The sequence below is a fragment of the Pantoea sp. BRR-3P genome (assembly GCF_039621635.1).
Classification (GTDB): Bacteria; Pseudomonadota; Gammaproteobacteria; order Enterobacterales; family Enterobacteriaceae; genus Pantoea; species Pantoea floridensis.
In genome coordinates this window covers 69,608-88,149 of the sequence record NZ_CP155066.1, presented here as the reverse complement: position 1 = coordinate 88,149, position 18,542 = coordinate 69,608, and the positions used below count along the sequence as shown (strand labels likewise).

At 54.0% G+C, this 18,542-nt stretch carries 17 protein-coding genes; 8 read left to right on the top strand and 9 right to left on the bottom strand.

All coding sequences use genetic code 11. From position 1 onward, the window contains the following. Window positions 1-11 precede the first annotated feature (11 nt). From AAGR08_RS00390 to AAGR08_RS00365, 6 genes are all read left to right on the top strand, one after another. Window positions 12-1,058: an AI-2E family transporter gene (locus AAGR08_RS00390; RefSeq protein WP_345827892.1), complete on the top strand. Its 1,047-nt coding sequence runs from the start codon at window positions 12-14 to the stop codon at window positions 1,056-1,058. 251 nt (window positions 1,059-1,309) lie between these two features. Next, complete coding sequence (locus AAGR08_RS00385) at window positions 1,310-2,914, top strand: EAL domain-containing protein (protein WP_345827890.1); 1,605 nt, start codon at window positions 1,310-1,312, stop codon at window positions 2,912-2,914. Further along, entirely contained in the window at window positions 2,889-3,848 is a 960-nt protein-coding gene (locus tag AAGR08_RS00380) for a D-2-hydroxyacid dehydrogenase family protein (RefSeq protein WP_345827888.1), read from the top strand. Before AAGR08_RS00385 ends, AAGR08_RS00380 begins: the two co-directional genes overlap by 26 nt. A 333-nt stretch (window positions 3,849-4,181) precedes the next feature. After that, window positions 4,182-5,687: a glycine betaine/L-proline transporter ProP gene (gene proP, locus AAGR08_RS00375; RefSeq protein WP_097095755.1), complete on the top strand. Its 1,506-nt coding sequence runs from the start codon at window positions 4,182-4,184 to the stop codon at window positions 5,685-5,687. A 117-nt stretch (window positions 5,688-5,804) separates the two neighbouring features. Next, window positions 5,805-6,782 (top strand): porphobilinogen synthase, encoded by a 978-nt coding sequence (gene hemB / locus AAGR08_RS00370; protein ID WP_345827885.1) that lies wholly within the window; start codon window positions 5,805-5,807, stop codon window positions 6,780-6,782. A 108-nt stretch (window positions 6,783-6,890) separates the two neighbouring features. Continuing rightward, a complete protein-coding gene (locus AAGR08_RS00365; RefSeq protein ID WP_097095753.1) occupies window positions 6,891-7,865 on the top strand; it encodes a sensor domain-containing diguanylate cyclase in 975 nt (324 codons plus the stop codon). Between the two features lie 45 nt (window positions 7,866-7,910). On the opposite strand, the gene AAGR08_RS00360 is transcribed toward AAGR08_RS00365, so the two are convergent. Then, window positions 7,911-8,933, bottom strand: coding sequence for an alpha/beta hydrolase (locus AAGR08_RS00360; RefSeq protein WP_345827883.1), 1,023 nt, complete (start codon window positions 8,931-8,933; stop codon window positions 7,911-7,913). A gap of 315 nt (window positions 8,934-9,248) precedes the next feature. On the opposite strand from AAGR08_RS00360, the gene AAGR08_RS00355 reads away from it, so the two are divergent. Beyond that, window positions 9,249-9,743, top strand: a complete 495-nt coding sequence (locus tag AAGR08_RS00355) for a helix-turn-helix domain-containing protein (protein WP_097095751.1) — start codon at window positions 9,249-9,251, stop codon at window positions 9,741-9,743. 104 nt (window positions 9,744-9,847) lie between these two features. Here AAGR08_RS00355 and yfaU read toward each other — a convergent pair whose 3' ends face one another. From yfaU to AAGR08_RS00325, 6 genes are all read right to left on the bottom strand, one after another. Beyond that, window positions 9,848-10,648, bottom strand: a complete 801-nt coding sequence (yfaU, locus tag AAGR08_RS00350) for a 2-keto-3-deoxy-L-rhamnonate aldolase (RefSeq protein WP_097095750.1) — start codon at window positions 10,646-10,648, stop codon at window positions 9,848-9,850. Window positions 10,649-10,661: 13 nt separating this feature from the next. After that, entirely contained in the window at window positions 10,662-11,948 is a 1,287-nt protein-coding gene (locus AAGR08_RS00345; RefSeq protein WP_097095749.1) for an MFS transporter, read from the bottom strand. A gap of 49 nt (window positions 11,949-11,997) precedes the next feature. Further along, window positions 11,998-13,200: an L-rhamnonate dehydratase gene (gene rhmD / locus AAGR08_RS00340; RefSeq protein ID WP_345827879.1), complete on the bottom strand. Its 1,203-nt coding sequence runs from the start codon at window positions 13,198-13,200 to the stop codon at window positions 11,998-12,000. Between the two features lie 13 nt (window positions 13,201-13,213). Then, window positions 13,214-13,996, bottom strand: coding sequence for an IclR family transcriptional regulator (locus AAGR08_RS00335; RefSeq protein WP_345827877.1), 783 nt, complete (start codon window positions 13,994-13,996; stop codon window positions 13,214-13,216). A gap of 178 nt (window positions 13,997-14,174) precedes the next feature. Next, complete coding sequence (locus AAGR08_RS00330) at window positions 14,175-14,744, bottom strand: DUF1640 domain-containing protein (RefSeq protein ID WP_345827875.1); 570 nt, start codon at window positions 14,742-14,744, stop codon at window positions 14,175-14,177. A 163-nt stretch (window positions 14,745-14,907) separates the two neighbouring features. After that, window positions 14,908-15,909: a helix-turn-helix domain-containing protein gene (locus AAGR08_RS00325; RefSeq protein ID WP_097095745.1), complete on the bottom strand. Its 1,002-nt coding sequence runs from the start codon at window positions 15,907-15,909 to the stop codon at window positions 14,908-14,910. 100 nt (window positions 15,910-16,009) lie between these two features. On the opposite strand from AAGR08_RS00325, the gene AAGR08_RS00320 reads away from it, so the two are divergent. Then, complete coding sequence (locus AAGR08_RS00320) at window positions 16,010-16,705, top strand: cysteine hydrolase family protein (RefSeq protein ID WP_345827874.1); 696 nt, start codon at window positions 16,010-16,012, stop codon at window positions 16,703-16,705. On the opposite strand, the gene AAGR08_RS00315 is transcribed toward AAGR08_RS00320, so the two are convergent. Together AAGR08_RS00315 and AAGR08_RS00310 are read right to left on the bottom strand one after the other, a co-directional pair. Further along, the gene (locus tag AAGR08_RS00315; RefSeq protein WP_097095743.1) at window positions 16,706-17,053 is read right to left on the bottom strand and encodes a hypothetical protein; all 348 of its coding nucleotides are present in this window, start codon (window positions 17,051-17,053) and stop codon (window positions 16,706-16,708) included. A gap of 74 nt (window positions 17,054-17,127) precedes the next feature. Then, the gene (locus AAGR08_RS00310) at window positions 17,128-18,312 is read right to left on the bottom strand and encodes an NAD(P)/FAD-dependent oxidoreductase (RefSeq protein WP_345827872.1); all 1,185 of its coding nucleotides are present in this window, start codon (window positions 18,310-18,312) and stop codon (window positions 17,128-17,130) included. Window positions 18,313-18,542 lie beyond the last annotated feature (230 nt).

Genomic DNA, 18,542 nt, shown 5'->3' with positions numbered 1-18,542 from the left:
CAGGAGAGAGCATGAACAACCTGCTACAGGAAAAAATTGGCCAGAACATCCTGGTAAAACTGGCGATGCTGGTGATTATTCTGGCGGGCATTCGCGCCGCCTCGGACATTCTGGTGCCCTTCTTGCTGGCCAGCTTTTTAGCGATTGTGCTCAACCCGCTGGTGACGATGCTGATGCGGCGCGGCGTAAAGCGCAGCCTGGCGATTACGCTGGTGATCACGGTGATTTTCATCGTGCTGCTGCTGTTGGTGGCGGTGCTCGCCAGCTCAGCCAGCGACTTCAGTGATACCTACCCGCAAATCCGCACCCTGCTCGAACAGAAGCTCGCGGTGGTTCAGCACTTCGCCGGGCGTTTTCACATCAATATTTCCACCGATGCGCTTGCCGCGCGTCTCGACCCCAACGTCATTATGAACATGGCCACCACGCTACTCACTCAGCTCTCCGGCGCAATGACCAACGTGCTGCTGCTGATTCTTACCGTGGTGTTTATGCTGTTTGAAGTGCGCCATCTGCCGTACAAAATGCGTAATGCGATGGTCAATCCGCAGATCCGCATTGCCGGTTTGCACCGCGCGTTGAAAGGCGTGACGCACTACCTGGCGCTGAAAACCCTGGTGAGCTTGATAACCGGCGTCGCCGTTTGGCTGTCGCTGCTGCTGCTCGGCGTGAAGTTCGCGCTGTTCTGGGGCGTAGTGGCCTTCATCCTTAATTTTATCCCTAATATTGGGCCCATCATCGCGGGTATCCCGCCGTTTATTCAGGCGCTGGTGCTGAACAATATTTATGACGCCATGCTGGTGGCCGCGCTGTTTAGTGCCATTCATATGGTATTCGGCAATATGCTGGAGCCGCGACTGATGGGGCGTGGACTGGGACTGTCGACATTGGTGGTGTTTCTGTCGTTGATTTTCTGGGGCTGGCTGCTGGGCCCGGTGGGCATGTTGCTGTCGGTGCCGCTCACCAGCGTGACCAAAATTTTGATGGAAACCACGCCGGGCGGCAGCCGGTTGGCGATTATGCTGGGCAACGGCCGGCCGGGATCGCGGGCGCGATAACCGCTGCACATTTTCATTCCTCATTTTCAGGTCAATATGCTTGCCTAACATCGAGGCATAGCGATTTTGCCGCTGCGACATGCCAACAGCGGCAAAAGATGATCATTAAACGCAAAGCGGGATTGATCATTGACCTGTATCAGATCGGTTAATTCTTAAATCGCTAACATGCAGCGCCCGATGAAAGTGGTATGCTGCTGACGCCGCTGTTTGCCTGCTTTTAACTGCTTTAACCGACCGAGGAATGTCTGGTGCTTCCGCAAAAACGACATCGCGATTTTGGCTGGCTATTAATTGTCTGCGCCGGGTTATTACCGCTGGTGCTCGGCATCCTTTGCACCGCAATCGAAGCGCGCCACACGGTCAGTCAGCAGCAGATTTTAACGGCCAACACCTTGTTGACGCAGGCTGAAAAGATGAGCGACAACGCCTGGGATATGATCACCGAGCTGCGCCAGTACCACAATCAGCCCTGCGCGCAGATTCAGGATAAGCTGCAGCGCGCCGGCACGCTCAACCCCTATTTTCGCTCCATCGGCATGCTGAATGGCGACGACATCAGCTGTTCCTCCGCGTTCGGTCTGGCCCACGGCACGCTGGCCGAAATGATGATGCAGCCGCCGCCGATTACCGGCAAAGCCTGGTGGAGCGTTTCGGTGCGCGGCACGGTGGGTGTGCCCACGCGTCCCGCCGTGGTTTTTGTGCGGCAGCTTCCTGATACCAGCGGTTTTTGGGCGGTGATTGACGGCCAGTATTTGATGGATTTCATGCACGCTATCGGTGAATCGCGGGGTTATCAAATGAGCCTGCAATTTAGCGGCGGCGCGGTGATCGGCAGCGGGCCCAGCGACACGTCCCCCGAGTTGTATCTGAAAAGCGAATCTTATCAGACCGAATCCAGCCGCTATCCCATCAGCGTCAACGTTACGGTACCCGCTTCCGAGCTGCTTAAAGCCTGGCGCCAGGCGCTGTTTATCTTCCTGCCCATGGCGGCAATTTTCTCGATTCTGCTGATGATCCTGACGGCCAACTGGCTGCGTCGGCGTATTTCATGGCGTGACGAGATTCGCCGTGCCATTCGTGGCCGCCAGTTTTCGGTGCATTATCAACCGGTTTACAGCAATAAATTTCAGGCATGTGCCGGTGCGGAGGCGCTATTGCGTTGGCAGCTGCCGAACGGTGAGATGATTCGCCCCGATATTTTTATCAGCGCCGCCGAAGCCGAAGGAATGATTGTGCCGTTGACGCAGCACCTGCTGGAGCTGATGGCGGAAGATATTCAGAGCTGGCAGGTGGAAGCCGGCTTCCATATTGGACTAAATCTGGCCGCTGAACATTTGCAGCATCCAGACTTTATCGCTGATATTGAGCAGTTTGCGGCGCGCATCAAACATAAACAGCTATGCATTACGCTGGAGCTGACCGAACGCAGCCTGATTGAAGACGGTGAAATGGTGGCACGCAAACTGCGTCATTTACGGGCGCAGGGTATGAAGGTGGCGATCGACGATTTCGGTACCGGCCACTGTTCATTGACCTATCTGCTCACCTTCCCGCTGGATTATTTGAAAATCGATCGCGGCTTTATCAATGCCATTGAGGGGTTAGACGTTGAGACGCCGGTGCTGGATGCGATTATCAACCTATGCCATAAGCTGGAACTGGATGTGCTTGGCGAGGGTGTAGAAACCGCGACGCAATTTGCGTATCTGCAGCAGCGTGGCGTGATATTTATTCAGGGCTATTATTATGCCCGTCCGATGGATAATGACCAGCTGCGTGCCTGGCTCAGCGAGCAAGGGCACAAACCGCTTCTTGTTGAGGAACACCATGAGCCTGAACTGCATCATTCTTGATGATTATCAGAACGTCGCCCTAACGCTTGCCGATTGGGCCTCGCTTGAACCGCTGGTTTATACCACTTCCCTTTCTGAACATTACGCCGACCAGGATGAATTGGTTAAGCACATCGCCCATGCAGATATTCTGGTAATAATGCGTGAGCGCACGCCGCTGAGCGCCGAGCTGATTGGCCGCCTGCCCAATCTGAAACTGGTGGTCACTTCCGGCATGCGTAACGCCGCAATCGATTTAGACGCCTGCGCCGAGCGTTATATCGCCGTGTGCGGTACCGCCAGCAGCAGCGCCGCGCCCATGGAGCTCAGCTGGGGATTGTTGCTCGGCCTGGCGCGCCATATCGTGCCTGAGAATCAGACGCTGCGCAGTAACGGTGCGTGGCAACATACCTTAGGCATCAGCCTGCAGGGCAAAACGCTGGGCTTGGTCGGACTTGGAAAAATTGGCGGCGAGATGGCCAGGGTCGCGCAGGCATTTGGCATGCACGTTTGTGCATGGAGCCAGAATTTAACCACGGAACGCGCAGCAGAGTGTGGTGCAGAACCCATGCCGTCGCTGACGGCGCTGCTCACTAAAAGTGATGTGGTGTCGATTCATCTGGTGCTTAGCGATCGCTCGCGCCATCTGATTGATGCCGATGCGCTGGCGCAGATGAAGCCTGGCGCGCTGCTGATTAACACGTCGCGTGCCGGCATTGTCGATCAACAGGCGATGATCAGTGCGTTGCAGTCGGGTCAGCTGGCGGGTGCGGGATTGGATGTGTTTGAACAGGAACCGCTCCCTGCGGATCATCCTTTGCGCCACTTGCCCAACGTGCTGGCAACCCCGCATCTCGGCTATGTAGCTGACAGCAATTACCGGACTTACTTTACCCAGGCGGTAGAAGATATTCAGGGATGGTTGACGGCCGCGCCGCTGCGTTCACTGCTTTGATCGCCAGTCGCTAGTTAATCCCTCTATTAATGATCTTTTTTAGCCGTACGCATTGGGCGGTTTTGGTGGCTTTACTTGCGCGTTTATTCAGCAGATACACCACAGCATTAGCTAAAAAATAGACAGTTAATGGCGGAAACATGACAAATATCACACAAAATCGGTATACTCTGTCGCGGTTGGCAATCATTACCTCCCTAATAATTGCTGCGGCAGGCTAGGGGAAAACGCTTTTTCACGGCTATGCTTTAATTTTCTCAACGCCGCGGACTGTTCGCTTTAATTGAGTCCGCAGCGTTGAGGATTTTTCGAATTCCAATACAGGGTAACCTCATGAAACTACGTAGGAAGCGTGTAAAACCTATTGGGCTGGATGACGTCACGATTATCGACGACGCCCGTTTACGTAAAGCCATTACCGCCGCGTCTCTGGGCAACGCGATGGAGTGGTTTGATTTTGGTGTTTATGGCTTTGTGGCTTACGCACTGGGTAAAGTCTTTTTCCCGGATGCCACGCCAGGTATTCAGATGATTGCCGCACTGGCAACCTTCTCGGTACCGTTCCTGATTCGTCCACTGGGCGGCCTGTTCTTCGGTATGTTGGGTGACAAATACGGTCGCCAAAAAATCCTTTCCATAACCATTGTCATCATGTCGATCAGTACCTTCTGTATCGGCCTGATACCGTCCTATGCCTCTATCGGCATTTGGGCACCGGTGCTGCTGCTGCTGGCGAAAATGGCCCAGGGCTTTTCGGTCGGCGGAGAATATACCGGCGCATCGATCTTCGTCGCGGAATACTCGCCGGACCGTAAGCGCGGCTTTATGGGTAGCTGGCTCGATTTCGGCTCCATTGCGGGCTTTGTGCTGGGCGCGGGTGTCGTCGTCCTGATCTCCACCATCATTGGTGAAGAGAAGTTCCTCGAATGGGGCTGGCGCCTGCCGTTCTTCCTGGCGCTGCCGCTCGGTATTATCGGCTTGTACCTGCGTCATGCGCTGGAAGAAACCCCGGCGTTCCAGCAGCACGTTGATAACCTGGAACAGGGTGACCGCGAAGGTCTGCGCGACGGCCCGAAAGTCTCTTTCAAAGAGATTGCGACCAAACACTGGAAAAGCCTGCTGGCCTGTATCGGTCTGGTGATCGCCACCAACGTGACCTACTACATGCTGCTGACCTACATGCCGAGCTACCTGTCGCATAATCTGCACTACTCGGAAGATCACGGTGTGCTGATTATCATCGCCATCATGATGGGTATGCTGTTTGTGCAGCCGGTAATGGGGATGCTGAGTGACCGTTTCGGTCGTCGTCCGTTTGTGATCATCGGCAGCATCGCGCTGTTCATCTTCGCGATTCCGGCCTTTATGTTGATCAATAGCGGCGTGCTGGGCCTGATTTTTGCTGGTCTGCTGCTGATGGCGGTGATCCTCAACGCCTTTACCGGTGTGATGGCTTCTTCGCTGCCCGCAATGTTCCCAACGCACATCCGCTACAGTGCACTGGCGAGCGCGTTTAACATTTCGGTACTGGTGGCCGGTTTGACGCCAACGCTGACCGCCTATCTGGTGGAAGCCACCAATAATCTGTATATGCCGGCTTACTACCTGATGGTCGTGGCAGTGATTGGTTTAATCACCGGTATCTACATGAAAGAGACCGCCAACAAGCCGCTGCGCGGCGCAACACCGGCGGCTTCCGACATGGCAGAGGCGCGTGAAATCCTGCAGGAGCATCACGACAACATCGAGCAGAAAATCGAAGATATTGATGACGAGATCGCCAAACTTGAGGCGAAACGTAAAAACCTGGTGCAGCAGCATCCGGACATCAACGAGTAATCTTCCCCCACTCCCGCCGCCCGGCGGGAGTTTTCGTTTCCGCACACAATCCTTCATCCGCAGCCACGAAAAGGGGTAAACTATCGCCACTTTTTTAACCTGCATAAGTTGTAGAGCATGTCTGAATTTAACCTTATCCAGCGCCCAAGAAGGCTGCGTAAAAGCGCCTCAATGCGTGAAATGTTCCAGGAATCTCACCTGAGCCTGAACGATCTGGCGCTGCCGATCTTCGTCGAAGAAGGCGTAGATGACTACGTGCCGATTAACGCCATGCCGGGCGTGATGCGTATTCCAGAAAAGCGTTTGGCGTATGAGATCGAACGTATTGCTAAAGCGGGCATTCGCTCCGTGATGACCTTCGGCATTTCACACCATACCGATGCCACCGGTAGCGATGCATGGAATGAGAACGGCCTGGTGGCGCGTATGTCGCGTATTTGCAAAGACACCGTGCCGGAAATGATCGTGATGTCCGACACCTGCTTCTGCGAGTACACCAGCCATGGCCACTGCGGCGTGCTGTGCGATCACGGCGTCGATAACGACCAAACGCTGATCAACCTCGGTAAGCAAGCAGTGGTCGCCGCGCATGCCGGTGCCGACTTTATCGCCCCTTCTGCCGCAATGGATGGCCAGGTAAAAGCGATCCGTCAGGCGCTGGACGCCGCGGGTTTCACCGATACCGCGATCATGTCTTACTCCACTAAGTTCGCTTCCTCCTTCTACGGCCCGTTCCGTGAAGCGGCAGGCACGGCGCTGAAAGGCGATCGTAAGACTTACCAGATGAACCCGATGAACCGCCGCGAAGCGATTCGCGAGTCGTTGATTGATGAAGCGGAAGGCGCTGATTCCCTGATGGTCAAACCGGCCGGAGCCTACCTTGATATCCTGCGTGATATCCGCGAGCGCACCACGCTGCCGCTGGCGGCGTACCAGGTAAGCGGTGAGTACGCGATGATCAAATTCGCGGCGCAGGCCGGTGCCATCGACGAACGCAATGTGGTGCTTGAGAGCCTTGGCGCGATTAAACGTGCTGGTGCCGATCTCATATTCAGCTACTTTGCCCTTGATCTCGCCGAGCAAAAAGTGCTCTGATAATCGTTACGCTTGGCAACGATTATCGCAGTCGTTGTCAGGCGCTTTCTGCCTGTGTGGCAAGACACCAGTGTTGTCGTCATTCCATAATTAAATAAGAGTAACGCGATGAAAGCACCTGCACTGCCTGCGGACGAGTCACATCGTTTGGCCCAGTTACGTGCGCTCAACATTCTGCATACCCCGGCAGAAGAGCGTTTCGACCGTTTAACCCGTCTTGCCCGTCGTCTGTTTGGCGTGCCGGTAGCGCTTGTCAGCCTGCTGGAAGAGGATCACCAATGGTTCAAATCTATTGCCGGGACGAGCGCAGCAACGGCTCCGCGTAGTACCTCGTTCTGCGGCCACGCTATTCTGCAAGATGATGTAATGGTTGTAGAAAATCCTTTCGAAGATGAGCGCTTCCATGATAACCCGCTGGTAAAAGATGACGACAACCCGATACGCTTTTATGCCGGTTGTCCGCTGCGTACGCCAGCAGGCGCTAAAGTCGGCACGCTGTGTTTGATTGATCACCACGCTCGCCAGTTTAATGCGGACGATATCCATACGCTGCGCGATTTGGCCGCCATGGCCGAAGCAGAATTAGTGGCCTTTCAAACCGCTACCTCCGATGAACTGACGCAAATTACTAATCGCCGCGGCTTTATGACGCTGGGCCAACTGGCGCTGAATGAGTGCCAGCTGAAGCAATTACCGGCGAGCCTCACCTTCCTCGACCTCGACCGCTTCAAAGTTATCAACGATACGCTAGGCCACCGCGAAGGCGATCGGGCGCTGATGGATTTCGCCGATGCCATGAAAGTGAGCTTCCGCCATGCGGATATCTTCGCCCGTTTAGGGGGCGATGAGTTTGTGGTGTTGTTCAACGGCTTACAGCAAGCCGATGCGGAACAGGTGCTGGCGCGCTTTGACCGTTTCCTGCAACAGCAAACCCAGAATTTGGATCGCCGCTACGCGCTGCACTTCTCGTCGGGCATTGTCGAGTTTGATCCCGACCAGCCACAATCGCTGGAACAGCTGCTGGAAGGCAGTGATGAGCGGATGTATGCCGCTAAAAACGGCAAAAAGAAGTTCAGCTCGTGACAAGCAGGTCGCCATGATAGCGACCTGCAGGTTGCGTGCCGACCACTATTTGCGTGCTAAATCCTCGAGCAACGTCTGATTAAACTTCTGCGGCTCTTCCATTTGTGGGGCGTGTCCCATGCCGGGGAATTCGATCAGGCGAGCGCCTGGGATCATCTTCGCCACCTGCTTGCCCAGCACATTGTAATGCCCCAGTTTAGCTTTCACTTCTGGCGACGCGATATCGCTACCAATCGCCGTGGTATCGGCGGTGCCAATCATCAATGTGGTCGGCACGTTAAGATCTTTAAACTCGTAATAAACCGGCTGAGTGAAAATCATGTCGTAAAGTAGCGCCGAGTTCCACGCCACCTTGTTATGGCCCGGTCCACTGTTTAATCCAGCCAGCATATCGACCCATTTGTCATACTCGGGTTTCCATTGGCCGCTGTAATAAGTCTGTTGCTCATACTTCTTAATGCCCGCCGCATCCAGCTTGAGTTCGCGCTGATACCATTGATCCACCGAGCGCCACGGTGCGCCCTTCGCTTTCCAATCCTCGAGACCGATAGGGTTAACCAATACCAGTTTCTGCGTTTGCTGCGGATACATCAGCGCATAGCGGGTTGCCAGCATGCCGCCAGTGGAATGCCCAACAATCACGGCATTATTGATGCCGAGCTGCTGCAGCAGTTGATGGGTGTTTTGTGCTAATTGCTGGAAGGTATATTGGTAGTTAGCCGGTTTGGTTGAACTACAGAAACCTATCTGATCCGGCGCGACGACGCGGTAGCCTTGCTGGCTCAGCGCTTTAATGGTGTCATCCCAGGTTGCACCGCAGAAGTTCTTGCCGTGCATGAGCACCACGGTTTCACCGTTCGCCTGATGCGTTGGCTTGACGTCCATGTAACCCATGCTCAGCGTCTGCTGCTGCGAAGAGAAGGTAAAGTGCTGCAGTGGAAAGGGATAACGAAAACCTTCCAGCTGTTCACCATACACATTAGCGGCCAAAGCAGGCGCTGCCCCGCATAACGCGGCCGATGCCAGCACCACGGCAAGTGACTGTTTTGGCTTGAAACGAAACCCCATATTGCCACTCCTTAACGTGAAAACCTTCAGTCTGGCACGTAAATCATGGTTAAGTATTGATGGAGTGTGCCGCAGTACCCCTCGGCTTTACTGTTAAATATGACCAGACGATGCAGAATTTGAGTTAATAATAACCTCCGTTATTACATTATCTATTCAACATCACCACAACATAAAAACGTTTAGCTTCACGAAAAACAAGACCGGTCTTGATGACAAATAATAAAACAGCCAAATTATAAGAAAACTTTACATTAATTGCAGATTGGAAAGATTAATTAAATTACACTCTATAAGTGTTTATGGAGGATGATGATGACACAGCAAAAATACAATGAAGGGGTTATTGATTCGGTGACCGAATGGATTATGGCCAATCTGGATCAACGTTTAAGCATCGATGATATCGCATTGAAATCTGGCTATTCCAAATGGTATTTGCAGAAAATATTTGCGCGCTATCACAATGAAACGCTGGCTCGCTATATTCGCAAAAAGAAGCTTGCACACTGTATCAATGACTTGAAATACAGCAATGCACCGATAATCAGCCTGGCAGTGAAATACCATTTTGAAAGTCAGCAATCATTCACTCGATCTTTTAAACACGTATTAGGCTGCACGCCGCTTTCTTGCCGCAAACGACAGCTTGGTGCCGAAGCACAGCAAGCGCTGCGCGAAAGTAGCGATCCCTGCGCAATCTGTCGGCAGAAAGGATTTGATGCGACGGAAAATAACAAAGAGATCCTCACTCCCGTGAAGCGTAATGAGAAATTCCCGCCTCGCATTAGCTGTGCAATTCGCTATTAAACCATTCCCGGATTTATTAACGCCTTTTGGCATGCCTCTATCTTTATTCGTCAACGTTACGCATTATTCGATCAAAAAACGGATGGCGCACCATCCGTTTTCATTTAGTAGTTCGATTTATTCGGTGCGATTAAGATATTTTTAAAATGGGCTAACCGATTATCCAGCGCCTCGGTGTAAAGCATGGTATCAACGCCGACCGCAACAAAATTGGCTCCCCAACTGATGGCACGTTCGGCCATGGCGGGATTCACTGCCAGAAAGCCCGCGGCTTTTCCTGCGCTGCGGATGCGTTTAATACTTTGCTCAATAATCTTCTGTACCTCAGGATGACTGGCATTATCGGGATAGCCCAATGAAGCGGAGAGATCCGCCGGTCCGATAAATATGCCATCCACCCCGTCGACTTCCAGTAAAGCATCCAGATTTTCAATGGCGGTTTTACTCTCGGCTTGAATCAGCAAGCACAGCTCGTCATTGGCGCGCGCCATATAATTTTCCACACGTCCCCAGCGAGCCGCACGCGCCACTGCGGCCCCCACGCCGCGCGTGCCATCAGGTGGATAACGCGTCGCCTTGACCAGCGCCCGTGCCTGCTCGGCAGTATCGATCATGGGCACCAGCAGCGTGCGGGCGCCAATATCCAATACCTGCTTAATCAGCGCAGTCTGGCATTCCACCGGGCGAATCACCGGCTGGCTGCGATAAGGCGCAATGGCCTGCAGCTGATGATAAAGATCCTTTACGGTATTAGGCGCATGTTCGCCATCAATCAGTAACCAGTCGTAGTCGCTGGTCGCGGCAATTTCGGCCAGATAAGACGATGTGCTGCTAAGCCACAAACCTATCTGCGTTTCGCCTTTGGCCAACCCGGCTTTAAAGGGATTCTTTAACGGATCCTGCATACTTCCTCCTCATTCAATGGCTTGCCTGCTGAGACTGTGGCAACTGACGTTCCACTTTCAGGCTGAGAATAATTATTGAGCCGACGGCGGCGATCAGCGCCAGCGCCAATAATCCGGCACTGCTGCTGTTGAATTGCATCTCTGCGTTAACGCGAATCAACGGCGCAAGGAATCCGCCAATGGCACCAAACAAATTGACGAAGCCGATGCCGGCCGCCAGCGCGGTACCGGAAAGCAGCTGTGTCGGCATGGTCCAGAACACCGGCTGTACCGCAATGAAACCCACCGCCGCCACGCTAAGTGCAACGATGGCCAACAACGGCGAGACTAAGCCGGAAAGACCAATACCCGCGGCCGCAGCCAGCAAAGTGAACGCGGCAATGCGACGCCGTTCACCGCTGCGATCGGAATAACGCGGAATTAACCAGGTACCAAACAGCGCCGCAACCCAGGGAATTGCGGCCACCAGCGAGGCGAGAAAGCCGACTTTAGTACCTAGCAACGCGGCGACCTGTGAAGGCAGGAAGAAGATCAGGCCATACACCGCAATCTGAATGGTCATGTAGATGATCGCCAGCTGCCAGACACGCCCATTACGCAGCGCATCGCGCAGATGCGAGGTGGGCTTTTGCTGCTCCTCATTTTCAAGCTGACGCCGCAGCGCCTGCTTTTCATCAGCACTGAGAAAGCGCGCTTTAGCTGGCGTGTCATCAATGTAACTAAAGGTGAAAATACCGGCGGCTACCGCCAATAATCCTTCAATGATGAACATCCAGAACCAGCCCGGATGCCCCAGCACGCCGTGCATTTCCAGCAGCGCACCCGAGAGTGGCGATCCCAGCGTCAGCGCCAGCGGCGCCCCCATATAAAACAGGCCCATCACGCTGGCACGCTGCTGTTGTGGGAACCACAGCGAAGTCAGATAGATCATGCCAGGAAAGAATCCTGCTTCCGCGGCACCGAGCAAGGTGCGTACCAGCAGAAATTTGGCTTCGGTATCGGCAAACGCCATCGCCGCCGAGAGAAATCCCCACAACAGCGTGGTTCCGCCAATCCAGCTGCGGGCTCCAAAACGTCGCATCAGCAAATTGGCCGGCACGCCGAGCAGCGCATATACCACGAAGAAAATCCCGGCCCCTAAGGCGAAGGCTTCATTGCTTAAGCCGGTATCGAGTTGATAAGCCTCTTTGGCAAAGCCGATATTGGCGCGATCGAGAAACGCCAGCACGTAGAGCATTAACATGAAGGGAATGAGACGGGCGCGGTTCTTCTTCACCGCGCTAAGCACCAGATTATCCATTGGGCAAGCCCTCACAAAGGGCTGCGGCTTTTAACCGCAGCCGGTGCAATTAGTGTTGATAAGGACGTTTCAGACCATCGCGATTAAGCTCCACGCCGAAGCCAGGCTTATCCAGTACCGATTTATGTATACGGCCTTTTACCGGTACCGGTTCGTTGATTAACAACGGATCGAACTGCGGACGCAGGGTGCTGCAATCTGGGCTGGTCATCAGGAATTCACTGAAGGGACTGTTAGTGAAGGTAATGACAGCGTGATGCGAGTAAACCGAGGAGCCATGCGGCACCACCAGTTGACCGCGTGATTTAGCCAGCGCCGCCACCTCAACCAGCGTGGTCAGGCCGCCACACCAGCCGACATCCGGCTGCAAAATATCGATACCGGTTTCTGCCAGAGTACGAAACGATTGCAAGGTGCCGTGGTGTTCGCCGCTGGTGATCAACATGCCGTGCGGCGCTTGCTGTTTCAGCTGGGCATAACCTTCAAACTGCTGCGGCGGTAAGCACTCTTCTAGCCACTTCACGTTATACGGCGCGCACGCATGCGCCAGTTTGGTCGCGAAGTTCACGTCCTGGCTCATCCAGCAATCGAGCATTAGCCAGAAATCCGCGCCGCAGGCCTCACGATAGTGGGCAATGCGCGCCACCTCTTTACGAATTCCCTCGTCGCCATCGTGCGGGCCCCACTGCACCGCCATTTTGCCGCCGATAAAGCCCATCTTCTGCGCCAGATCCGGACGTGCTCCGGTGGCGTAGAATTGCAGCTCATCACGCACCGCGCCGCCCAGCAGTTTGTAAACCGGCAGATCGGTGACTTTGCCGAACAAATCCCATAGCGCCAAATCAACACACGAAATGGTGTTCATTACCAGGCCACCCGAGCCAGCGTAATACATAGTGGCATTCATCATCTGGTCATGAATCAGTTTGATATCGCTAACGCAGCGCCCTTCCAGGAAGCGGTTCAGATGCTTTTCAACGATAAAGCAGCCCATTTCGCCGCCGGTAGTAATGGCAAAACCGGTTTGCCCGTTATCGGCCTCCACTTCAACAATCAGCGTGCCCAACACGTTGATACCGAAAGACTGCCGTGACTGCTCGTACTGTTTATATTTGCTCATTGGCGTGGCGACATGGTCGTCAATCCAGTGGTTGGCACCTTGATCGTGATAATCGCCGCCGGCAGCGGCTTTATCGGCGGTAGCGCCACCCGCAAAGTAGGCGCGAACGGTTTTAATCTTGGGTAGGGACATGTTCTTCTCCTGGTTACGAGGCTTGTTTTTCCGTTGGGCTTCGCCAGCCCAGCAGTCGTGAAATATCGCGGGCGCAGGCAATCGCCAGGCCTGCAAGGTAATCGCGCTTGTCGTCATCAATGTCGAGGCGGGTGCCTACCAGTGAAATGGCGGCGACCAACTGCTCGCGGGCATTGAAAATCGGCGCCGCCACGCAGCGCACATCGGGATAATCTTCACCGTTATCAAAGCTCCAGCCCTGACGGCGTATACGTGCCAGCTCAGTGCGCAAAGCGTCGGCGTTGCGCAGCGACGTTGGCGTCACGGCAACAAAACGTATGTCGCTAATGATGCGTTCCTGCTCTTCGGGGCGTTGCCAGGCGAGCAGGCATTTACCAATGCCCGAGCGATAGAGCGACAGACTTTTACCTTCGTGCGATCGCACGCTGATAGTGGCAGCCGATTCGAGCTTGAGGATGTAACAGGCATGGCCGCCTTCGAGGATGCCGAGGTGGCACAGCAGATTGGTTTGCTGCATCAGTCGGGTGAGGCGTGGACGCGCGATATCGCGAATATCCATGTTGTGCAGAGCGTGTCCTGCCAGCTCCACCAGTCGCGTCCACAGGCAGTAGTTGTTGTTGCGATCGACAGTGATCAGACGCTGTTTCTTCAGTTCGGCGAACAGCAGATAGGCACTGCTTTTAGGCAGTGCCAGCGTTTCTATAATCTCAGCGGCGCTACATGGTCCGTGCTGCGCAATAAAGTTGAGAATGGCAATAGCGCGCGTCAGGGCGGGAACAGGCGTAACTTCCAACATGCTGGACTCCAGTCTGATTATCTGGAGGGCAGTGTTGTGGTTTTAGGCGGCCATAAGTGTGCGCCGCATCAAATTACCGGGTGTAGAGAAGGTATGCAGGCCGTGCGAGTGCGGGAATGTGAATCGCGCCGCGCTGCGAGTACAGCCGACTGTACTTAACACCCCAGCGCGCGAAAATTTACGAGAAGATGTATTTAACTGCCGCGATCACCATGGTGGTGGCCATTACCATCAGTAAGCGTTTGATCCAGCGCATGTCGGTTTTTAATGCAGAGACGTCGGCTTTCAGTTGTTTGACATCAGCTTTAAGTTCACCAATATCTTTTTCCATCGCGTTGAGCCGCGTTTCAACTGCGAACAGGCTCGTGTTCAGCTCCTGTATTGCACCGCTCAATCGATGATCCAGCTCTTTGATGGCTTTACTCAGCCGATCATCCAGTTCTTTAATTGCTCCACTCAGCCGCTCATCCAGTTCTTTAATTGCTCCACTCAGCCGAATATCTAGCTCTTTAATTACTCCACTCAGCCGAATGTCTTGCTCTTTAATTGCGGCACTAAGACGAAGATCCAGCTCTTTGATACTCCCGGAAATCCCTTCTCCAGCCTTCATCAAATCCGCGCGTGACAGCGCATTGTCCTGCTGCATTTCAGTAAAGATTTCAACCATCGCTTCAGCTTGTTGATCGCTGACGCCAGCCAGCTGCAACGCTTTAAAAGCTTTATGAGTATTCATCATCGCGAGTGTCATCCGTGAAGCTCCTGAGTTGATGTGACGCGTCTGTCAGACATCATGCCCAGCGAGCAATTATTGCACCATGTGACTGTTTATATTTTGCGCTGAACCGCGAAAAATATCAATTAGTACAACAAGTAACGTGCAATGGGATGCGAGAGAGCTCGCAAAATGTTCATCAGGATCTGCCGCGAAAGGTTTTGCGATATTGTAGTGGGGAGGTATTCAGCTGCTTCTTAAAATGACGGCGCAGCATCAGCGGTGAGGAGAATCCGGCTTTTTCAGCAATCAACTCCACCGGTTGATCGGTTTTCTCCAGAAAACGCTGTGCCAGGGCCAGGCGTTGATTCACTAACCAAGCGCTAAAACAGCCACCGGTGGTTTGGTTGAAGCGGCGGGTAAAACTGCGGCGGCTCATCAGCGCTTTCTCTGCCAGCTGCTCGAGCGTTAGCGCCTGCTGCAGGTTTTCCGTTGCCCAACTCAGCGCTGACATAAAGCGATCGTTGCCCGCGGAGTGATACACCGGCTGCTCAATATACTGCGCCTGTCCGCCCTGCCGATGCGGCGGCACCACCAGCATACGTGCGACGCTATTGGCCACATCGACGCCGCACTGCTCGCGCACTAAATGCAGACAGCAATCAATACTCGCCGCGGTACCTGCCGACGTCACAATCTGCCCTTCGTCGATATAGAGCACGTCGCGGTCAATCGCCACGTCGGGATAGAGGCGTTCGAAATCCGCCATCCAGCGCCAATGCGTGGTAGCGCGACGCTGACTGAGCAAACCAGCGGCACCAAGCACAAAGGCGCCAAGACACAGACCTACCACTTGCGCGCCCCGCTGCGCGGCCTGTTGTAAAGCCTGCAGTAACGCTGGAGGAGGTTGTACCGCCGGATCGCTCCAGCTCGGCACCACCACCATATCGACATCGGCGAGTTGTGCGAGTCCATGTTCGGCAACAATCGAAAAACCGCTGTTGGTTTTTAACGGACCGGGATGCGTAGCGCAGATCATCAATTGATAGCAAAGCGAGCCATCGTCCTGTTCCGCTTTCTCAAAGACCGCGCAGGGCACAGAAAGATGGAAAGGGATGATGTCGTCGAACACCACGATGCCCACCTTAATCGGCGATGCCGCGCCTGGCGTTTTTGGCGCAAATTGAACGCTATTTGTCATCCACTGTACTCCTTCACTCACGACGAAATCGCCATACTGCATCCCATCGGAAGCCGCACGAGTCTTCACTAACCACGACATCATTACAGGATTATTACTCATGAAAAATATTTTAGCTTCAGGAACCTTAGCACTGGCCATGGCGATTTCCGGCAATGTATTTGCTGACGAACGTCAGGCAAGTAAAGCCCCGACGATTCGCACCATGAGCGGTGCCACGGCGACAACGGCGCTCATTGCAAAGCAGACGGCGGTGATCGTCATTGATATCCAGAACGAATATTTTCCAGGCGGGAAAATGCCGATACCTGATGGTATGAAGGCATTGCAAAACAGCAAACGCATCGTCGAGTTCGCTCACAAAAACAATATGCCGGTGTTCTTCGTCCAGCATTTAGGGGAAGCCGATGGCCCGCTGTTTGCGAAAGGAAGCCGTTTCGCTGAGTTCCATAAAGATTTGCAGCCGGGCAAAGAAGACCGCGTGATCGGCAAAGCCACACCAAGTTCATTTGTTGGCACCGATCTACAGCAACAGCTGGATACACTGGGTATCAAGCAGCTGATCGTTACCGGCCTGATGACCCATATGTGCGTCTCATCCACCGCGCGTGATGCGGTGCCGCTCGGCTACGCGGTCATCATTCCGGAAGATGCCACGGCCACACGCGATCTGGCGACCTGGGATAACAAGGTGGTCGATCATAATGTGTTGCAGCAGGCGGCACTGGCGGGTGTTGCCGATGTGTTCGCGGAGATTAAAACCACTGACCAGGTTCTCGCGCTGCCGGTAAACTAATTACTGCACCGGCTGGCCCGGTAACAGTTTCTCTGATAATAAACGGCGGCAGGACAGGCTTTCCTGCCGCGCCTGCTGCTGCTGTTCTGGCGACAAATCCTGCCAAATGGTTTGCAGATGTTCGGCCAACCCCGCCTGGAAGTGAATCTTCTGCAACGCGTAATCGGAATTGCTACCTTCGATAATTTGCTGCATGTCCTTCGGCGTATTCCCGCGCCCGTCGTGCGTCAGCGTACAGAACATGGCGATGTAGTAGCCTTTATCTTCGTCACTGTAGTGCGGCATCAGCCACCAAACAGCGGCGCTGATAACAATGAGCAACGGCAGAAGAAATTTGATTTTTAACATGAAGGGCATCACCCGCTGAAGAGTAAAGCGCGCGATAGTAGCAGATTGCGTGCGTGCGGCCTATTCAGCACGCATTAAAGCGCCTGCGCGCACGCCCAAGCCGAGCTCCACGCCCACTGGAAGTTATAGCCGCCCAGCCAGCCGGTGACATCCACCACTTCACCAATAAAGAACAGCCCCGGCACATCGCGTGCTTCCATGGTTTTTGACGATAGCTGCGTGGTATCCACGCCGCCCAGCGTCACTTCAGCGGTACGGTAGCCTTCGGTGCCGTTCGGCTGCACGCGCCAATGATGCAATGTGTTAACCAGCTCGCTCTGCTGCTTGCTATTCAGCTGTTTCAGCGTGACGTCGGGAATCTGCTTGAGTTCCTGCAGCACTTCCACCAGCCGTTTTGGCAGAATCTTTGCCAGGCTGTTTTTCAGGCTAAGATTAGGATGAGCCTCGCGCTGCACATGAATAAAATCATCCAGCGAGGTGGCCGGTGACAAATCAATGGTGACGAATTCGCCAGGCTGCCAGTAACTGGAAATTTGCAACACGGCCGGGCCCGACAAACCGCGATGGGTAAACAGCATCGCTTCTTTAAATAAGGTGCCGTCCTGTGCCGTAATGGTCGTGGGCAATGCCACGCCGGAAAGGGTATTAAGCTGCTCCAGCAAGGGTTTATGCAGCGTGAAAGGCACCAGCGCCGCACGCGTGGGGAACACTTTCAGGCCGAACTGCTCGGCGACTTTGTAGCCGAACGGTGTGGCACCCAATCCCGGCATTGAGAGTCCACCGCTGGCAATCACCAGTTTTTCAGCCTGCACCGCCGCGCCATTAAGCTGCAAAGTGTAGCCGTTGTCATCGCGCTCCACGCTCAACACTTCACTGCGTAAGCGCACGCTCACCTGCCCGGCTTCACACTCTTTCAGCAAGAGATCGACAATCTGCTGCGCCGAATCATCGCAGAACAGCTGGCCGAGGGTTTTCTCGTGATAGGCAATGCCATGGCGAATGACCAGATCGATGAAATCCCACTGGGTATAACGCGCCAGCGCCGATTTGCAGAAGTGGGGATTGTGCGACAGGTACGCCGCCGGCTCAGTGTGCATATTGGTGAAGTTGCAGCGGCCACCGCCCGACATCAAAATTTTGCGCCCCGCTTTCTTGCCGTTATCCAGCAGCAGCACGCGACGGCCCAATTGCCCTGCCTGCGCCGCGCAGAACATGCCGGCTGCGCCTGCACCAATAATGATAACGTCAAACTTTTCCACTGCTTTATCCGCCTTGCCTGAAAGGCGCTGATTGTAGAGATCTGTGGCTTTCAGCGCTAGGGTCAAAAAAATGCCGTAAATGTGTCATAATGTAACTCGCTAATTTATAGATGGTTTCACCTTAATTTTTAGGGTGGATGACAAATTTAAGACAATAAAGAGCTATATTTTTCTTTCATATCGCGCACGTTGTCGCAGATAATGCGCCGCGTTCATGTCCTCCCAAAATG